Origin of the sequence: Chelativorans alearensis, from assembly GCF_010993735.1 — a bacterium.
Lineage (GTDB): Bacteria > Pseudomonadota > Alphaproteobacteria > Rhizobiales > Rhizobiaceae > Chelativorans > Chelativorans alearense.
Genome location: NZ_WQNI01000009.1, coordinates 299132 through 314920 on the forward strand (window position 1 = coordinate 299132; position 15789 = coordinate 314920).

Genomic DNA, 15789 nt, shown 5'->3' on the forward strand with positions numbered 1-15789 from the left:
GACGGCTCAGGTCACAGAACGCTTGTGATCATCCTTATGCTGGTGATGGCCAGGAACGCGGCAAAGCAGTAGCGCAACGCCATCGGCGGTATGGCGTGCGCGATCCTCGCGCCCAGAGGCGCCGTCAGCATCGACAAGGGGACGATGGCCAGCAGCCCGGCAAGGTTGACGTAGCCGACCGACAAGGGCGGCAGGTCCGACATCCCCCACCCGAAATAGGCGTAGCCCAGCGTGCCGGGTATGGCGATGATCAGCCCTATGGCCGAAGCCGTTCCGACGGCGAGGCGGATCGGATAGCTGAAGAAGGACAGGATCGGCACCGACAGTGTGCCGCCGCCGATGCCCATCATCACCGAGAAAAGGCCGATGATCGTGCCCAGGATTTCCTTGAGCGGCGTCCTCGGCATGCTCCGCGCGGCCCCCTCCGCGGGCTTGAAGGCCATGTTGACCGCCACGAGGGCGGCGACGGCGGCGAAGACGAGGGTGAGCACCTCGCCCGCGACGTTGCCGCCGAGGATCGTTCCCGCGACGACGCCGAACGCAACCGCCGGACCCCAGCTCTTGAGGAGCGCGGTATCGACGCTCCCCTTCCTCCAATGCGCGCGCGCCGAGATGAAACCGGTGAAGATGATGGTCGCCAGCGAAGTGCCCACCGCAACGTGCATCCTCACCTCTTCCTCGATGTCGAGCCCGATGAAGACGAAGAACAGCACCGGCACGATGACGATGCCGCCGCCGACCCCGAGCAGCCCCGAGATCACTCCGGCGATGGCGCCTGTTGCGGCGAGGATTGCGATCAGCGTGAGGGCTTCGGCGAGGTCGATTTGGAGCATGATCGAAAGTTCTCAAGGATAACAGGCCCCGGGCGGGGCACGGATGAAGTGCCGATGCGCCGCCCTTCCCAAGCGAGGCCGCTTGACAAGAGAGGCGAAGGTGACCTTATAGAGGGAACCATTATAAGAAAAGGTCTCTCTTTAAAGGATGAGCTTTGAGCCTGGACAACGTCCGTTCCAATTCCTCCATCGCGTTGGAAAAGCTTCGCCAGATCGTGCGCGAGCACCGCGATGACGTGGAATGGCAACTCCCACCCGAGCGGGAGCTGGCGCTTTCCATGGGGCTCGGCAGGCGTGCCGTCCGCCGCGCCATGGAGGTCCTGGAGGCCGAGGGGCTCGTGTGGCGCCAGCAGGGAAAGGGAACCTTTGTCGGGCGTCGTCCCGCCCTGCAGCCACAGTTCTACGGCAATCTCGCCGAGCGGACCAATCCGTCCGAGGTGATGGAGGCGCGGCTGCAGATGGAGCCGGCCCTTGCCCGCATGGCCGCGCTTCGCTGCTCGAACGAGGATATTACTGCCCTTGAGAGGCTCGCCAAAAAGACCATGGCCGCCTCCGACGACGATGGTTGGGAACTGTGGGACAGCGCCTTCCACCGCCGCATCGCCGAATGCGCCGGCAACGGGCTGATGCTGGCCTTGTTCGACGTGGTGCAGCGTATCCGCCAGGAACCGGACTGGCGGCAGCTGAGGGCGATGGCCAGGACGTCGGCGCGGCGCGCGCGCTCGCATCGGAACCACGAGGAGATCGTGGCGGCGATCGCCAGCCGCGACGGCGCAGCGGCCGAACGCGCCATGCGGCGGCACCTGAGTGCCATCAACGCCGATCTCCAGTCGATCATGCTGGGCGGCGAGGTGGCGGAGCCGGCGAGAGCGCCCGCGGCTCGAAGGACCTCCGCCGCATGAGCCAGACCACGACGCGAAGCACTCCACCAGCGCGACAACTGACAATTCAATGAGACGGAGCGACTGATCCATGTTCACCACAAGGCCGGAGATCCTCGGCACGTTCGGCGTCGTCACCTCCACCCACTGGCTGGCCTCCTCCTCCGGCATGGCGATGCTGGAGCGCGGCGGCAACGCTTTCGACGCCGCCGTTGCCGCCGGCTTCGTGCTGCAGGTGGTGGAGCCACATCTGGTGGGGCCCGGCGGCGAAGTGCCCATCGTCTTCCATTCGGCGCGCACCGGCGAGACGCAAGTGCTCTGCGGCCAGGGAACGGCGCCGAAAGGCGCCACCATCGAGCACTACAAGGCCGAGGGGCTGACACTCGTGCCCGGCAACGGGCTTTTGGCGACGGTGATCCCCGGCTCCTTCGACGCCTGGCTCCAGCTCCTGCGCGACTACGGCCGGCTTTCGCTTTCGGAGGTATTGGCGCCGGCGATCCACTATGCCGAAAAGGGCCATCCGCTGCTGCCGCGCGTGGCCGACACCATCGCCGGGCTCCGGGATTTCTTCGCCCGCGAATGGCCGACCTCGGCGGCCTTCTTCACGCCGGGAGGGCGGGCGCCCGAGCCGCGCGAACTCTTCCGCAACGAGGCGCTGGCCAAAACGTGGCGGCGCATCGTCCGCGAAGCTGAATCTGTGGGCGGCAACAGAGAAAAGCAGATCGAGAAGGCGCGCGATGCCTTCTATCGCGGCTTCGTAGCCGAGGAGATCGAGCGCTTCGCCCGCGAGAACGAAGTGATGGACGAAAGCGGCAGCCGCCACCGCGGCGTGATCACCGCCGACGACATGGCCGGCTGGCAGGCGACCTACGAGGCGCCACTCACCTACGACTATCACGGCTACACGCTCAACAAGATCGGTCCGTGGGGTCAGGGACCGGTCTTCCTGCAGACCCTGGCGCTGCTCAAGGGCCTGGACATTTCAGCCATGGATACACGCGGGCCCGACCTGGTGCACACGCTGACGGAGGCGATGAAGCTCGCCTTCGCCGACCGCGAAACCTATTACGGCGATCCAAACTTCATCGACGTGCCGATGGAGCATCTCCTCTCCGACGCCTACAACGACGAGCGGCGCAAGCTGATCGGTAATGAGGCGTCGCTGGAGCTCAGGCCGGGCAATGTGCCAGGCTACGACGGACAGGTGCGGCGCATGATGGACGCGCTGGAGCGGCTGTCGCAGGTTGCGAGCCTGGAGGCCGTCTCCTCCGAGCCCACCATGGCCGACATGCGCTCCGTGCGGCGCGGCGATACGGTGCATATCGACGCCATCGACGCGGAAGGCAACATGGTGGCGGCCATGCCGTCCGGCGGCTGGCTGCAGTCCTCGCCCTATATCCCCTCGCTCGGCTTCATGCTCAACAGCCGGGCGCAGATGTTCTGGCTGGAGCCGGACCTTCCCGGCAGCCTGGCGCCGGGAAAGCGCCCGCGCACCACGCTCACCCCGAGCCTCGCCCACAGGGACGGGCGGCCCTATATGGCGTTCGGCACGCCCGGCGGCGACAGCCAAGAGCAGTGGCAGCTCCTGTTCTTCCTGCGCCACGTCCACCACGGGCTCAACCTGCAGGAGGCGATCGACATGCCCATGTCGCACACCACCCACTTCCCCAGCTCCTTCCACCCGCGCGACAGGAAGCCCGGCCATCTGGCCGTCGAGGAAAGTTTTGGGGCCGAGACCATCGCCGCACTCAGGGCGCGCGGCCATCGGCTGGAGGTGGCACCGGAATGGACGATCGGACGCATGGTCGCCGCCGCGCGCGGAAAGGACGGCATTCTACGCGCCGCTGCCACGCCCCGCCTGATGCAGGCCTACGCCGTCGGCCGCTGAAGGCGGGAGGGAGGAGCCGCCGCCGTCAGCCCGCGCGGCCGGTCGCCTTCAACGTCTCTTCGGCGAACATCTCGACGAGCGCCTCACTGGTCAGCACATGTCTGACGAGCCGCACGGTTTCCGCCCTGCCCAACGCCTCGGCCACCGCCGTGCAGGCGATGGGTGCGGCCTCTTCCACGGGATAGCCAAAAGCGCCGGTGGAGATCGCCGGGAAGGCAAGCGATCCGATGCCCTTCTCATCCGCCAGCACGATGGCCGATGAGTAGCACCGTGCCAGCAGCTCGGCTTCCGGCGTGTCCACGCCGTAGATCGGGCCGAGGCAGTGGATCACATGGGCGTTGGGGAGCCGGAACGCACCGGTGATCACCGCCTCTCCGGGCCGGATCGGCGCCAGCGGTCGGCATGCCTGCTCCAGCTCCGGCCCGGCCTTGCGGTGGATGGCGCCGGCCACCCCACCGCCGGGCATCAACTCGGCATTCGCTGCATTGACGACGGCGTCCATATCCGCCTGCTCAGTGATATCGCCGACGGCGATCTCAATCGCCGCCCTTTCGAGCTCGATACGCATCCGTCTTTCCTTTCTACCATGCTGCGGAAAGCGTCCTTCTCACCATAATTTTCCGTCGACAAAGGCTTGTTTGCAACCGCGCGCTCCAACGAGGGAGCATGGCGAACGCCTCCCTAGCGCAGCCGCGGCAGCTACTTGAGCGTCAGTAGATCGACGATCGGGTTGTGCTCCATCATGTCGTTCTGAAGCTGGTCGTGCGCGGCGTTCACCGGGTCGATGCCGTCTTTGTACGGTCCGACAACCAGGCGCCCGGGCCGCGTGCCGAACGGCATCGACGCCAGTTCTATCACCGCGTCGGAGACTTCCCGCGGATCGAGGTCGCCGTCGGGCGCGAGCCCGTCGAGCATGGCTTCCACATGCGGCGCATAGATGTCGAGCTTCGCCCGCTCCGACGCGTCGAGACGGTCCAGCATTTCCTCCCAATAGCGGATCGCGTTGGCCTGAAGCTCGGTGGGATAAGCGCCCGCCGGCTGCACGATGGAAACCTCGATGTCGAATGCCGCCACCTCATAGGCAAGCGCGTCGGCGGCGGCCTCCACCGCCAGCTTGGAGGCGCAGTAGCCGCCGAGCATGGGATCGATCGCCCGCCCGAGCGCGCTCGACATCTGGATGATCGCACCGCCGCGCTGCTCCCGCATATGCGGCACGACGGCCCGGAACATGCGCAAGGCGCCGCCCATGTTCGTCTCGATGTTCGAGGCGAAATCCCGCGGCGTCTGCAACTCCACGGGCCCGGGAACGACGATGCCGGCATTGCTGACGAGAACGTCGATCCGTCCGGCATTCTCGATGGCGCCCGCGACGCCGGCATTCACCGCCTCCTCGCTCAGCACATCGATCTCAACCACGTCGATGGCCGCGCCATCGCCCGAAAGCGCCCACAGCTCTTCGGCGGCGGAAGCGTTCCGGCCATCGACATCCCGCATCGTGGCAATCACGTGAGCGCCTTTTCGCGCGAAGCCCTCCGCCATCAGGCGGCCGAAGCCGGAGCTCGTGCCGGTGATCAGCACCACCGGCCGTTCGCTCGGCTCCGCCTGCGCCCAGCCGGCACGGGTTGCCGCCAGGGTAGCGAGGGCCGCACCGCCCAAAAGCACGGTGCGGCGTGAGATCGTCGATCTGTCATGCATGATTGAACTCCTCGTTGTGCGGAAGCGGACGGCGCGCCCGTTCGGCGGCCGGCGGTGTCTTGCAAAACACCTTTCAGGGACAGGATGACGGCGATGCTTTCGTTGTGGTAGCTAGGACATTTGAAAATCACTGTCGCTTTCAGGACAACAATCATGGCCGACCTCAATCACATCGCGCTCTTTGCCAAGGTGGTGGAAGCAGGCAGCTTCTCGGGTGCGGCGCGGGCGCTCGCCATGCCGAAGGCGACCATCAGCCGTAAGGTGGCTCAGCTCGAGGCGGCGCTCGGCGCACGGTTGCTCCAGCGCACCACCCGGCGCGTCACGCTGACCGCGCTTGGCCGCGCCTATTACGAGGATGCCGCGCGGGGGTTGGCCAGCATCGAGAGGGCGAAGGAGCGGATCGCCGCCTCGCAGGCCGAGCCGGCCGGTACGCTGCGCATTACCGCACCGGTCGGCTTCGGCGCTAGGAAGCTGATGCGTTGGATTGGGGAATTCCTGCAAGCCCATGAAAAGGTTTGCATCGATCTGAAGCTGACGGACGACCCAATCGACCTCATCGGCAACGGCATCGATCTGGCGTTCCGTACCGGGAAGCTGCCCGATTCCAGCCTGATCACCCGCCGCCTCGGCACGTCGCGTCTCGCCCTGGTGGCAAGCCCCGGCTATCTCGCCCGGCGCGGCCGCCCACGGCGCATCGAGGATCTCAAGACCCACGACTGCGTCGCCTTCGGCCCCTCGCTCGACAACGAGGTTTGGCGCCTCAAGGGCCCGCGCGGCTGGCGCGAGGTGCCGGTGCACGCGCGCATCGCCGTCGACGGCTCCTATGCCGAGGTGCAGGCCGCCCTTGCCGGCCTCGGCATCGCCCTCCTGCCCCTGGCCCTCATCCGCCACGACATCGAGACCGGCCGTCTCGAGCAGGTGCTTGCCGAATACGGCGTCGACGGCGGCTCGATGAACATCGTCTACCCGAGCAACCGGCACATGTCGGCCGCGCTCCGGGCCTTCCTCGACTTCATCATCGTGAAAACCAGTTCGCCTTCGGAACGAACGCCAGCGCAAGCCGCGAACAGCGCATGACATTGCGAAGCGGGAACGGCGATCGCCGTCGTCAGCTCAACTCCATGGCCGCGATGATGTTGTCGCGCGTGATCGGAAGGCTGCGCACACGCACGCCGAGCGCATCGAAAACAGCATTGGCGATGGCGCCCGCCACCGGCCCCTGCGCGGCCTCCCCCGCGCCCACCGGCGACTCTTCGGGGCGCGAGAGGATCTCCACTTCGACCGCCGGCACTTCGGAGAACTTCAGGATCGGATAGTCTTCCCAGTTGTCGCTGGTGATCCGCGTGCGGTCGAAGCGCACGGCCTCCTTGAGCGTCCAGCTCGTTGCCTGTATGGCACCGCCCTCGATCTGGTTCCTGACCCCGTCGGGGTTGATCGCCTCGCCGACATCGACGGCGAGCACCAGCCGCCGCACGCGAACGTCTTCCTCGCCCTCCACCTCGGCAACGACGGCGCAATAGGCGCCCATGTTCTTGTAGCGGGCAAGCGCGACACCATAGCCCGTACCTTCGCCGCCCCGCCGGGAACCCCAGCCAGCGCGCCCCGCGGCCGCTTCCAGCACGGCGCGCGCCCGCGGATTTCCGAGATAGCGCAGGCGAAAGGCCACGGGGTCCTCCCCGCGCTCGGCTGCCAACTCGTCGATGAAGGATTCGATGGCAAAGACGTTGGCGAAGGCGCCGAGCGAGCGCAGCGCGGAGACGCGGACCGGCATGACGAGCAGCCGGTGGGAGATGATGTGCCATGCAGGGAAATCGTAGATCGGCACGGCGTTGCGTTCCGCGCCGCCGGCAGGCAGCGGCGGATTGGTGGAGACGACGTGCGGAAAGGGCTCGGCAAGCTCACTCGCCGCAAGCAGCACGGGGTTCGACCCCCGGCTGGGCCTTGCCGTATGGCCGTTGCTCCACAATTCGTGCCGCCAGCGCAGGATCTCGCCTTCCCCGTCAAGCTCGGCCTCGATCTCCACCGCCATGGCGGCACCGAAGGGCGCGCGCGTCAGTTCGTCCTCGCGCGTCCACAGCACGCGCACCGGCCGCCCGTCTGCGGCACGGGCAAGAAGCGCGGCATCAAGCGCCACGTCGTCGGCGCCGTTGTGCCCGTAGCAGCCAGCCCCCTCCGCATGCTCAACGACGACCTCCTCCGGGGAAAGCTTGAGCACGGCCGCAAGCTCCGCCCTGAGATTGTAGATGCCCTGGCTGTGCGTCCAGACGTGGACGCCGGCCCCTTCCCACCGGGCAAGCGCACAGGACGGGGCGATGGAGCCGTGGGCAATGAACGGCCGGCTGTATTGCCGGCGCATATGGCCGGCGGGCGAGCCGGCCGCGGCCGTCTCGCGGCTGTCCACCGTCTTCGTCTCCACCGGTTGGCTCTTCAGCCAGTCCGTCAATGTCGCCTCGTCCGGAAGCTCCTCCCCGCCCCGCCACTCCGCCTGGCTGCGCAGAAGGGCAAGGCAGCGCTCGGCCGCCGCCTCCGTTTCCGCCAGAACGCCGACGAAGTTGCCGTCGCGCGCCAGAGCGACGAAGCCGGGAATTGCCCGTGCGGCCTCCTCGTTCAGGGCGACAAGCGCGGCGCCCCGCGTCAGCGGTCGAAGCACCCGTCCGTGCAGCATCCGCGGCAGCTTCAAGTCGTGAATGTAGCGCGGCCGGCCGAACACCTTGTCGGGAATGTCCACGCGGGCAGCGGAATGGCCCGCATACTTTCGCGCGGTGGCGGGCTTCGGCGCAACCTTCCCGCTCGCTGGAGCGTCGAGCGGCACAAGGTCGGCCAGCTCCCAGTAGCTCGTGCGCGCATTCTCCGGCCCGATGATCGTCCCATCCTCCACCGCCAGGCTGCCGGCTTCGACGCCGAGCCGCTCGGCCGCTGCGGCCACGAACATCGCCCGCGCCTCCGCGCAGGCATGGCGCAGTGCGATGCCGCATTGCTGCACCGAAAGGCTGCCCGAGGTCACGCCCTCGTTCGGGCTTCGCGCCGTGCTCGCCGCCTTCAGCTTCACCCGCGCCGGCTCGATGTCGAGCTCGTCGGCGACGATCTGCATCAAGGCGGTGAGAATGCCCTGGCCGATCTCGACCTTCCCCGGCGAGACCTCGACCGTGCCTTCGGGCTTAAAGCGAAGCCATTGCGCCAGAAGCGGATTGGCCGCCAGGCTACCGGGCAGCGCCTTTCCCTGCTGCGTTTGCGCGCTCATGCCGTCCCCTTCCCCCGCGCCGCCTTGAGCACGGCGCGCACCATGCGGTTATGCGCGCCGCAGCGGCACAGGTTACGGTCGAGCGCTTCACGAACCTCCGCCTCACTCGGGTCGGTATTGCGCCGAAGCAAAGCCGCCGCGCTGATGAGAATGCCCGACACGCAATAGCCGCACTGCATTGCCTGCTCCTCGATAAACGCCTGCTGCAGGGGATGCGGATGCTCCGGCGTGCCGAGCCCCTCGACCGTCGTCACCTCCTTGCCCGCCGTCGCCCAGAGCGGCGTGTCGCAGGACGGCACCGCGTGCCCGTCGATCAGCACGAAACAGGCCCCACAAAGGCCCGCTCCGCATCCGAAGCGCGAGCCGGTCAATCCCAGCGTCTCGCGCAGGACGCCAAGGAGCGGCGATGCCGGATCGGCCTCCACGGCCGTCTCGGCGCCATTGATCCGCAGCTCAACGCGCTCCGCCATCGCCTTGCTCGTGCCCGGCATCTCGGCCACCTCCCCCAATTTCCCCGCCTGCGTCATGGTATCGTGCCGAATGGTCACATGGTAGTCCGGCTCGCCGCACGGCTCCTCCCTACCCCGCCAGCATGTCCACCAATATCTGCACACGGCCCGAGGCGAAGCGGGTTTGGCCGAACTCGATGGGGGTGCCGTTGCCGTCGACATTGACGGCATCCAGGCATAGCACGGGGGTCATGCGGGCGACCCGCAGGTGGCGCATCTCATGCGTGTCGGGCAGGCGGGCCGTGATCCTGGTGGATTTGCGCAGGTAATCCTCGACGCCAAGGCGCCTGAACATCGGCGTTACCCCGCGCTCTGCCTCGAAGGCTTCGAAAAGGCCGGGAAAGCGGGTGAGCGGGAAGTGGTGCGCGGCGAGGCTGACGGGCTGACCGTCCACCATACCGACCGTTTCGATGAGGGCCACCGGGGCGCCCGGGCGAATGGCGAGCGCCTCCGCCACCGTCTGGTCAGCCGGCACGCTGGCCGACCGCAGGCAAGTGCCCGACGGGGTCTTGGCCTGGCGGCGGACGATCTCGGAGAAGCGGGTGCGCTTGCTTAAGGGGTAGTCGACGATGTCTTCCTGCACGAAGGTGCCACGCCCCTGCTCGATGCGGATAAGGCCGAGATCCTGCAGCGAGGCGACTGCGCGGCGCACCGTGTGGCGATTGACGCCGAAGCGTTGCGCCAGGTCCGCCTCGGTGGGCAGACGGTCGCCCGGCGCATAGACGTTCTCGTGTATTTCACGGGCGATGGAGTCGGCGATGAACTGCCAGAGGGGCGAACCCGAGGGGCGTGTTGTCATTTCGGCGTCTCCGGTTAGAATCGCCCGTCTTGTCATGCCCCCGTAATGAAGCGGAGGCATAAGGGAGGCGTTCGAGAAATCGATCATAACCTTTGCGATCAAAAAGGTCTAGACGTTTAGATGAATAGGTCTGCGCAATGAATATGCGAGCGAAAGCGACGCCTCGGCCGCAACCGGCGCGGGCGCGGTGGATGAGCATTCTTGCCCGCGCCACGAGCGGCGAGCTTGAAGCGGCGTGGGAGAGGCTCGAGGAGCGCCCGCGCTACGCGGTGCTGCGCCGCCCGGAGACCGGCCTGGTGATGGTGCGTGGGCGGGCCGGCGGCACCGGAGATCCCTTCAACTTCGGCGAGATGACGGTGACGCGCTGCGCGGTGCGGCTCGCCGATGGCACGGTTGGCCACTGCTATGCCGCCGGGCGCGACAAGCGCAAGGCGGAGCTGGCGGCGGTGTTCGACGCGCTGATGCAGAGCGCAGGCGACGCAAGGATCGAGGAGACGGTGATCGCGCCCCTCGCCCGTCGGCAGGTAGCGGAGCGGGAACGTGTCAGCCGCAAGGCGGCGGCGACCAAGGTCGACTTCTTCACCATGGTGCGGGGAGACAATCCAGGATGAATGACGGAAACGCAACGCTCGCGACACCCGACATGGAAGGGCTGAAGCCGGGCTTCACGGAGCCGGTATTCGAGGCGCAAGAGGCCTTCCGCACGGTGCTCAACACACTGTCCTACGCGGGACGAGTGCACACGCTGGCAACCGAACTCGACCCGCCGGCCCCGCTCGACCCGGCGACGGCGGCCATGGCGCTGACGCTGTTCGACTTCGATACGCCCGTATGGCTCGACGCCACCATCCAAGGCGGCGCCGCGCCCGACTTCCTGCGCTTCCACTGCGGGGCACCGCTGGTCGCTGCCGCGGGCGAGGCGCGCTTCGCGATGATCGCGGATCCCTCGAATATGCCGCCGCTCGACCGCTTCGCCATCGGCGAGGACCGGTATCCGGACCGTTCCGCGACACTTCTCATCCAGGTGCCGGCGCTGACGGGAGGCCCCGGCATGACCTGGTGCGGACCGGGCATCGACGGGGAAATCACCGTCGCCATCGCCGGCCTGCCGACGGATTTTTGGGCGCAGTGGGCGGACAACCACGCACTCTACCCGCTGGGAGTCGACGTCATCTTCGCCGCCGGCCGGGCGCTGGTCGGCCTGCCGCGCGGCATTCAGGTGGAGGGCTGACGCCATGTATGTTGCAGTCAAGGGCGGCGAGCGCGCCATTCTCAATTCCCACAAACTCATCACCGAGACGCGGCGCGGCGACGGCGCGGTGCCCGAGGTCTCGGTGCGGCAGATCGGCGAGCAATTGGGGCTCGCCGTCGACCGGGTGATGACGGAAGGCTCCGTCTACGACCGGGAACTGGCCGCGCTCGCCATCAAGCAGGCGCAGGGAGACCTCGTGGAGGCGATCTTCCTCCTGCGCGCCTACCGCACGACGCTGCCGCGCTTCGCCGTCTCCGAGCCGATCGATACGGCAAAGATGCTGGTGCGCCGGCGCATCTCGGCGGCCTACAAGGACATTCCGGGCGGGCAGGTGCTGGGCCCGACCTACGACTACACGCACCGCCTGCTCGACTTCGCGCTGGCGGCCGAAGATGGGGTGGGTCTGCCCGAGGCGCCAGTGGCCGATGCGCCACTGGACGACGGCATGCCCCATGTGGCCGACATCCTCGATCACGAAGGGCTGATCGAGGAAGAGCGGCCGGACGGCGACGGCGCCGAGGTGTTCGACTTGACGCGCGAGCCCATGTCCTTCCCCGCCGGGCGCGACCAGCGGCTGCAAAACCTGGCGCGCGGCGACGAGGGGTTTGTGCTCGCGCTCGGCTACTCCACCCAGCGCGGCTACGGCGGCAACCATCCCTTCGCCGGCGAGATCCGCATGGGCGAGGTGAGTGTCGAGATCGTACCGGAGGAACTGGGCTTTGCCATCGACATCGGCGATGTCGTCATCTCCGAGTGCCACATGATCAACCAGTTCGAGGGCTCGAAGGAGAAGCCACCGCAGTTCACCCGCGGCTACGGCCTCTCCTTCGGCCACAACGAGCGCAAGGTGATGGCCATGGCGCTGGTCGACCGGGCGCTTCGCGCGCGTGAGATGGGCGAGACGGCAATGTACCCGGCGCAGGACGAGGAATTCGTCCTCTACCACGCCGACAACGTCGAGGCCGCTGGCTTCGTCTCGCACCTCAAGCTGCCGCACTATGTCGACTTCCAGGCCGAGCTGAACCTTATCCGCAAGCTCCGCCAGGAACATCAGGATCGTCTTGAGAAGGAAGCCGCCGAATGAACGCCGCCGCCGAAAAAGCTTCCTGGGACGAAGCCTACAACTTCGCCTATCTCGATGAGCAGACCAAGCGGATGATCCGCCGCGCCCTTCTGAAGGCGGTGGCCATTCCCGGCTATCAGGTGCCCTTCGGCGGCCGGGAGATGCCGCTTGCCTATGGCTGGGGCACCGGCGGCATGCAGGTGACGGCGAGCGTCATCGGGCCTTCCGATACGTTGAAGGTGATCGACCAGGGCGCCGACGACACCACCAACGCCGTCTCCATCCGCCGCTTCTTCAAGCGCGTTGCCGGCATCGCGACGACGGAGGCGACGGAAGAGGCGAGCGTCATCCAGACGCGCCACCGCATTCCCGAAAAGCCGCTGAAGGAGGGGCAGGTTCTGGTCTACCAGGTGCCGCAGCCCGAGCCCCTGCGCAAGCTGGAGCCGCGCGAGACGGAGACGCGCAAGATGCACGGCTATGCCGAGTACGGTCTGATGCACGTGCGGCTCTACGAGGACATCTCCCGCTTCGGCCACATCGCCACCACCTACAGCTATCCGGTGATGGTCAACGGGCGCTACGTGATGTCGCCGTCGCCGATCCCGAAATTCGACAACCCGAAGATGGAGAACAATCAGGCGATCCAGCTCTTCGGCGCGGGGCGGGAAAAGCGCATTTACGCCATCCCGCCCTATACCAGCGTGAAGAGCCTCGATTTCGAGGACCATCCGTTCGAGGTGCAGCGCTGGCCGCAGGCTTGCGCGCTGTGCGGGGCGCGGGACAGCTATCTGGACGAGGTGGTGCTCGACGACAAGGGCGGGCGGATGTTCGTGTGCTCGGACACGCATTTCTGCGCCGACCGCCAGGAAAAAGGACATCGCGGGCCGATGGCAGCCGACCCCGCGGCCGGAGCCTTCGCCCGGTCCTCCGACACGAGCGCACGGAAGGAGGGCGAGCGATGAGCGCACTCATGCTTTCCGAAACCGTCACCCCGAAGCGGCAGCCACTGATGCGGGCCACCGGCGTCAGCAAGTCCTATGGCGAGACCATCGGCTGCCTGGACGTTTCCTTCACGCTCAATCCGGGCGAGGTGATCGGCATCGTCGGCGAGTCCGGCTCGGGCAAGTCCACCCTCCTCAACGTGCTTTCGGCGCAGCTTTCGCCGGACATCGGCACGGTCGAATACGACCTGCGCCACAAGGGCATGAGCGACATCTTCAGGCTTTCCGAGCCCGATCGCCGGCGGCTGATGCGCACGGACTGGGGCATCGTCCACCAGAACCCGCGCGACGGCCTCAGGATGGACGTCTCGGCCGGCGGCAATGTGGGCGAGCGGCTGATGGCCATCGGCGCCCGCCACTATGGCGAGATCCGCGCCGAGGGGCTCGACTGGCTCGCCAAGGTGGAGCTCAACGCCTCGCGCGTCGACGACAAGCCCAGGACCTTCTCCGGCGGCATGCAGCAGCGCCTGCAGATCGCCCGCAACCTTGTGACGCGGCCACGGCTGATCTTCATGGACGAGCCGACGGGCGGTCTCGACGTCTCGGTGCAGGCGCGGCTGCTCGACCTGTTGCGCGGGCTGGTGCGCGAGCTCGGCATCGCGGCCATCGTCGTCACCCACGATTTGGCGGTGGTACGCCTCCTGGCCGACCGCCTGATGGTGATGCGCCACGGCCGGGTGGTCGAGGAAGGGCTCACCGACCAGGTGCTCGACGACCCCCACCACCCCTATACGCAGCTTCTCGTTTCCTCCGTTCTGCAGGTCTGATCATGAAGTCAATGATCTCCGTTTCCGCCCTCTCCAAGGAATTCGTCCTCCACACCCAGGGCGGCGCCCGCATCCCCGTCTTCGACCGGCTCGACCTCGAGGTGGCCGCCGGCGAGTGCGTATGCCTGCACGGGCCGTCGGGCGCCGGCAAATCGACGCTCCTGCGCTCGCTCTATGCCAACTACAAGCCGTCGTCCGGCCACGTGCGGGTGGTGCACGGCAAAGACGTGGTGGAGCTTGGCAGTGCCGAACCCTGGCAAGTCATCGAGGTGCGGCGGCGCTCCGTGGGCTATGTCAGCCAGTTCCTGCGCGTCATCCCGCGCGTGCCCGCGCTTGAAGTGGTGGCCGAGCCGGCACGGCTTGCCGGCGTCCCGGATGCGGAGGCGGAAAGGCGGGCACGCACCCTCCTTGACCGCCTCAACATCCCCCAACGCCTGTGGGGCCTGGCGCCGGCCACCTTCTCCGGCGGCGAGCAGCAGCGTGTGAACGTCGCCCGCGGCTTTGCGCTCGATTACCCCATCCTGCTGCTCGATGAGCCGACTGCCTCCCTCGACGCAGCGAACCGGCAAGTGGTGGTCGCGCTCATCAATGAAGCCAAGGCACGCGGGGCCGCCATCGTCGGTATCTTCCACGACGCGGAGGTGCGCGAGGCCGTGGCGGACCGGCTGTTCGAGGTCACGGCCTATCGGAGGGATGCGGCGTGAGCGGAGAATTGGTCCTGACCGGCGGGCGCATCGTCCTAGACGACGCGGTGATCGCCGGAACCGTGCAGATCGCCGACGGCTGCATCAGAAACGTCGACATGGGCGGCACGAGCCTGCCCGGCGCCGTCGACCTTGCCGGCGATTATCTTCTGCCCGGCCTCATCGACGTGCACACGGACCATCTGGAAAAGCATGTCTTCCCGCGTGCCCACGTGCGCTGGAACATGATGCGGGCGGTGATGTCTCACGATGCGCAGATCGTCGGCGGCGGCGTAACGACGGTCTTCGATTCGCTGTGCGTCGGGGCCACAGACCGGAACCCGGAGCGGCGAGAGATCCTAGGCCCCATGATCGACGCGCTGGAGTTCGCCGGCACCAACGGCATGCTGAGGGCCGAGCACCTGGTGCATCTGCGCTGCGAGATCACCGACGAGGAGGCGCCGGGGCTGGCCGCGGCCAATATCGCCCGTGAGATCGTCCGGGTGGTCTCGGTGATGGAGCATGTGCCGGGCAAGCGGCAGAGCCGCGACATCGGCGGCTATGTGGAGCGTCGCATGGCCGAGACCGGCAAGTCGCGCGCGGTCGTGGAACGGGAGATGCGATTGATGCTCGAGGAGCTGGAGGCCAACTCGGCCGAGGTGCGCGCCGCCGTCATCGCCCTTGCCAAGGAGCGCGCCCTGCCGCTCTTCAGCCACGACGACGCCACGCTGGAGCACATCCACATGGCGCTGGAGGAAGGAATCAGGGTGGCCGAATTCCCGGTGAGTCTGGAAGCGGCACGCGAGGCACGCGCCAGGGGCATGCTGACGGTGGCCGGCGCGCCCAACATGCTGCGCGGCGGCTCGCAGTCGGGCAACGTGGCGGTCCACGACCTTCTGGCGGAGGGGCTGGTGGACATCCTTGCTTCCGACTACGTGCCGCGCTCCATGATCGACTGCGCCTTCATGGTGGCGGGCGAGCGGGCGCTCGACATCGACCTGCCCATGGCGGTGCGCATGGTGACGAGCGCGCCGGCGCGCGCCTGCGGGCTGGACGACCGCGGCGAGATCCTGCCGGGCCTCAAGGCCGATCTCATCCGCGTTCATCTTGTCGACGATTTTCCCGTGATAAGGTCCGTCTGGCGCAACGGGCGCCACGTCAACTGATTCCCAAGTCA

General features: G+C 67.3%; 16 protein-coding genes. 10 read left to right on the forward strand and 6 right to left on the reverse strand.

Annotated elements, in window-relative coordinates:
- Positions 1-11 precede the first annotated feature (11 nt).
- The gene (locus GPJ75_RS15570) at positions 12-833 is read right to left on the reverse strand and encodes a sulfite exporter TauE/SafE family protein (RefSeq protein ID WP_163269230.1); all 822 of its coding nucleotides are present in this window, start codon (positions 831-833) and stop codon (positions 12-14) included.
- Positions 834-988: 155 nt separating this feature from the next.
- Here GPJ75_RS15570 and GPJ75_RS15575 point away from each other — a divergent pair, with 155 nt between their 5' ends.
- Positions 989-1735, forward strand: a complete 747-nt coding sequence (locus GPJ75_RS15575) for a FadR/GntR family transcriptional regulator (RefSeq protein ID WP_163269231.1) — start codon at positions 989-991, stop codon at positions 1733-1735.
- A 70-nt stretch (positions 1736-1805) separates the two neighbouring features.
- Positions 1806-3602 (forward strand): gamma-glutamyltransferase family protein, encoded by a 1797-nt coding sequence (locus GPJ75_RS15580; RefSeq protein WP_163269232.1) that lies wholly within the window; start codon positions 1806-1808, stop codon positions 3600-3602.
- A 25-nt stretch (positions 3603-3627) separates the two neighbouring features.
- Here GPJ75_RS15580 and GPJ75_RS15585 read toward each other — a convergent pair whose 3' ends face one another.
- A complete protein-coding gene (locus GPJ75_RS15585; protein WP_163269233.1) occupies positions 3628-4170 on the reverse strand; it encodes a macro domain-containing protein in 543 nt (180 codons plus the stop codon).
- A 131-nt stretch (positions 4171-4301) separates the two neighbouring features.
- The gene (locus GPJ75_RS15590; RefSeq protein ID WP_163269234.1) at positions 4302-5297 is read right to left on the reverse strand and encodes an SDR family NAD(P)-dependent oxidoreductase; all 996 of its coding nucleotides are present in this window, start codon (positions 5295-5297) and stop codon (positions 4302-4304) included.
- A 153-nt stretch (positions 5298-5450) separates the two neighbouring features.
- On the opposite strand from GPJ75_RS15590, the gene GPJ75_RS15595 reads away from it, so the two are divergent.
- Positions 5451-6374: a LysR family transcriptional regulator gene (locus GPJ75_RS15595; protein WP_163269235.1), complete on the forward strand. Its 924-nt coding sequence runs from the start codon at positions 5451-5453 to the stop codon at positions 6372-6374.
- A 31-nt stretch (positions 6375-6405) separates the two neighbouring features.
- On the opposite strand, the gene GPJ75_RS15600 is transcribed toward GPJ75_RS15595, so the two are convergent.
- From GPJ75_RS15600 to phnF, 3 genes are all read right to left on the reverse strand, one after another.
- Positions 6406-8538 carry a xanthine dehydrogenase family protein molybdopterin-binding subunit gene (locus GPJ75_RS15600; protein WP_163269236.1) on the reverse strand — a complete coding sequence of 711 codons (2133 nt, stop codon included), beginning with the start codon at positions 8536-8538 and terminating at the stop codon, positions 6406-6408.
- Entirely contained in the window at positions 8535-9008 is a 474-nt protein-coding gene (locus GPJ75_RS15605; protein WP_205602550.1) for a (2Fe-2S)-binding protein, read from the reverse strand. Before GPJ75_RS15605 ends, GPJ75_RS15600 begins: the two co-directional genes overlap by 4 nt.
- Before the next feature lie 109 nt (positions 9009-9117).
- Entirely contained in the window at positions 9118-9846 is a 729-nt protein-coding gene (gene phnF / locus GPJ75_RS15610; protein WP_163269237.1) for a phosphonate metabolism transcriptional regulator PhnF, read from the reverse strand.
- A 143-nt stretch (positions 9847-9989) separates the two neighbouring features.
- Between phnF and phnG the strand changes: the two genes are divergently transcribed.
- The 7 genes from phnG to GPJ75_RS15645 are packed head-to-tail and all read left to right on the forward strand — an operon-like array spanning position 9990 to position 15778.
- The gene (gene phnG / locus GPJ75_RS15615) at positions 9990-10457 is read left to right on the forward strand and encodes a phosphonate C-P lyase system protein PhnG (protein ID WP_281354812.1); all 468 of its coding nucleotides are present in this window, start codon (positions 9990-9992) and stop codon (positions 10455-10457) included.
- Complete coding sequence (gene phnH / locus GPJ75_RS15620; protein WP_246249075.1) at positions 10454-11077, forward strand: phosphonate C-P lyase system protein PhnH; 624 nt, start codon at positions 10454-10456, stop codon at positions 11075-11077. The genes phnG and phnH overlap by 4 nt, the downstream gene beginning before the upstream one ends.
- Positions 11078-11081: 4 nt before the next feature.
- Positions 11082-12182, forward strand: a complete 1101-nt coding sequence (locus GPJ75_RS15625; RefSeq protein WP_163269239.1) for a carbon-phosphorus lyase complex subunit — start codon at positions 11082-11084, stop codon at positions 12180-12182.
- On the forward strand, positions 12179-13123 hold the full coding sequence (locus GPJ75_RS15630; RefSeq protein WP_163269240.1) for an alpha-D-ribose 1-methylphosphonate 5-phosphate C-P-lyase PhnJ: 945 nt from the start codon (positions 12179-12181) through the stop codon (positions 13121-13123). Before GPJ75_RS15625 ends, GPJ75_RS15630 begins: the two co-directional genes overlap by 4 nt.
- 8 nt (positions 13124-13131) lie before the next feature.
- Positions 13132-13929, forward strand: coding sequence for a phosphonate C-P lyase system protein PhnK (phnK, locus tag GPJ75_RS15635; RefSeq protein ID WP_163269335.1), 798 nt, complete (start codon positions 13132-13134; stop codon positions 13927-13929).
- Between the two features lie 2 nt (positions 13930-13931).
- Entirely contained in the window at positions 13932-14633 is a 702-nt protein-coding gene (gene phnL, locus GPJ75_RS15640) for a phosphonate C-P lyase system protein PhnL (protein WP_163269241.1), read from the forward strand.
- Positions 14630-15778, forward strand: a complete 1149-nt coding sequence (locus GPJ75_RS15645; RefSeq protein ID WP_163269242.1) for an alpha-D-ribose 1-methylphosphonate 5-triphosphate diphosphatase — start codon at positions 14630-14632, stop codon at positions 15776-15778. The genes phnL and GPJ75_RS15645 overlap by 4 nt, the downstream gene beginning before the upstream one ends.
- Positions 15779-15789: the final 11 nt, after the last annotated feature.

What these genes read in the sequence shown, in the direction of transcription:
- GPJ75_RS15570 (WP_163269230.1), bottom strand. Translation starts at nt 833, where the DNA reads ATGCTCCAAATCGACCTCGCCGAAGCCCTCACGCTGATCGCAATCCTC.
- GPJ75_RS15580 (WP_163269232.1), top strand. Translation starts at nt 1,806, where the DNA reads ATGTTCACCACAAGGCCGGAGATCCTCGGCACGTTCGGCGTCGTCACC.
- GPJ75_RS15585 (WP_163269233.1), bottom strand. Translation starts at nt 4,170, where the DNA reads ATGCGTATCGAGCTCGAAAGGGCGGCGATTGAGATCGCCGTCGGCGAT.
- GPJ75_RS15590 (WP_163269234.1), bottom strand. Translation starts at nt 5,297, where the DNA reads ATGCATGACAGATCGACGATCTCACGCCGCACCGTGCTTTTGGGCGGT.
- GPJ75_RS15595 (WP_163269235.1), top strand. Translation starts at nt 5,451, where the DNA reads ATGGCCGACCTCAATCACATCGCGCTCTTTGCCAAGGTGGTGGAAGCA.
- GPJ75_RS15600 (WP_163269236.1), bottom strand. Translation starts at nt 8,538, where the DNA reads ATGAGCGCGCAAACGCAGCAGGGAAAGGCGCTGCCCGGTAGCCTGGCG.
- GPJ75_RS15605 (WP_205602550.1), bottom strand. Translation starts at nt 9,008, where the DNA reads ATGGCGGAGCGCGTTGAGCTGCGGATCAATGGCGCCGAGACGGCCGTG.
- phnF (WP_163269237.1), bottom strand. Translation starts at nt 9,846, where the DNA reads ATGACAACACGCCCCTCGGGTTCGCCCCTCTGGCAGTTCATCGCCGAC.
- phnG (WP_281354812.1), top strand. Translation starts at nt 9,990, where the DNA reads ATGCGAGCGAAAGCGACGCCTCGGCCGCAACCGGCGCGGGCGCGGTGG.
- phnH (WP_246249075.1), top strand. Translation starts at nt 10,454, where the DNA reads ATGAATGACGGAAACGCAACGCTCGCGACACCCGACATGGAAGGGCTG.
- GPJ75_RS15625 (WP_163269239.1), top strand. Translation starts at nt 11,082, where the DNA reads ATGTATGTTGCAGTCAAGGGCGGCGAGCGCGCCATTCTCAATTCCCAC.
- GPJ75_RS15630 (WP_163269240.1), top strand. Translation starts at nt 12,179, where the DNA reads ATGAACGCCGCCGCCGAAAAAGCTTCCTGGGACGAAGCCTACAACTTC.
- phnK (WP_163269335.1), top strand. Translation starts at nt 13,132, where the DNA reads ATGCTTTCCGAAACCGTCACCCCGAAGCGGCAGCCACTGATGCGGGCC.
- phnL (WP_163269241.1), top strand. Translation starts at nt 13,932, where the DNA reads ATGAAGTCAATGATCTCCGTTTCCGCCCTCTCCAAGGAATTCGTCCTC.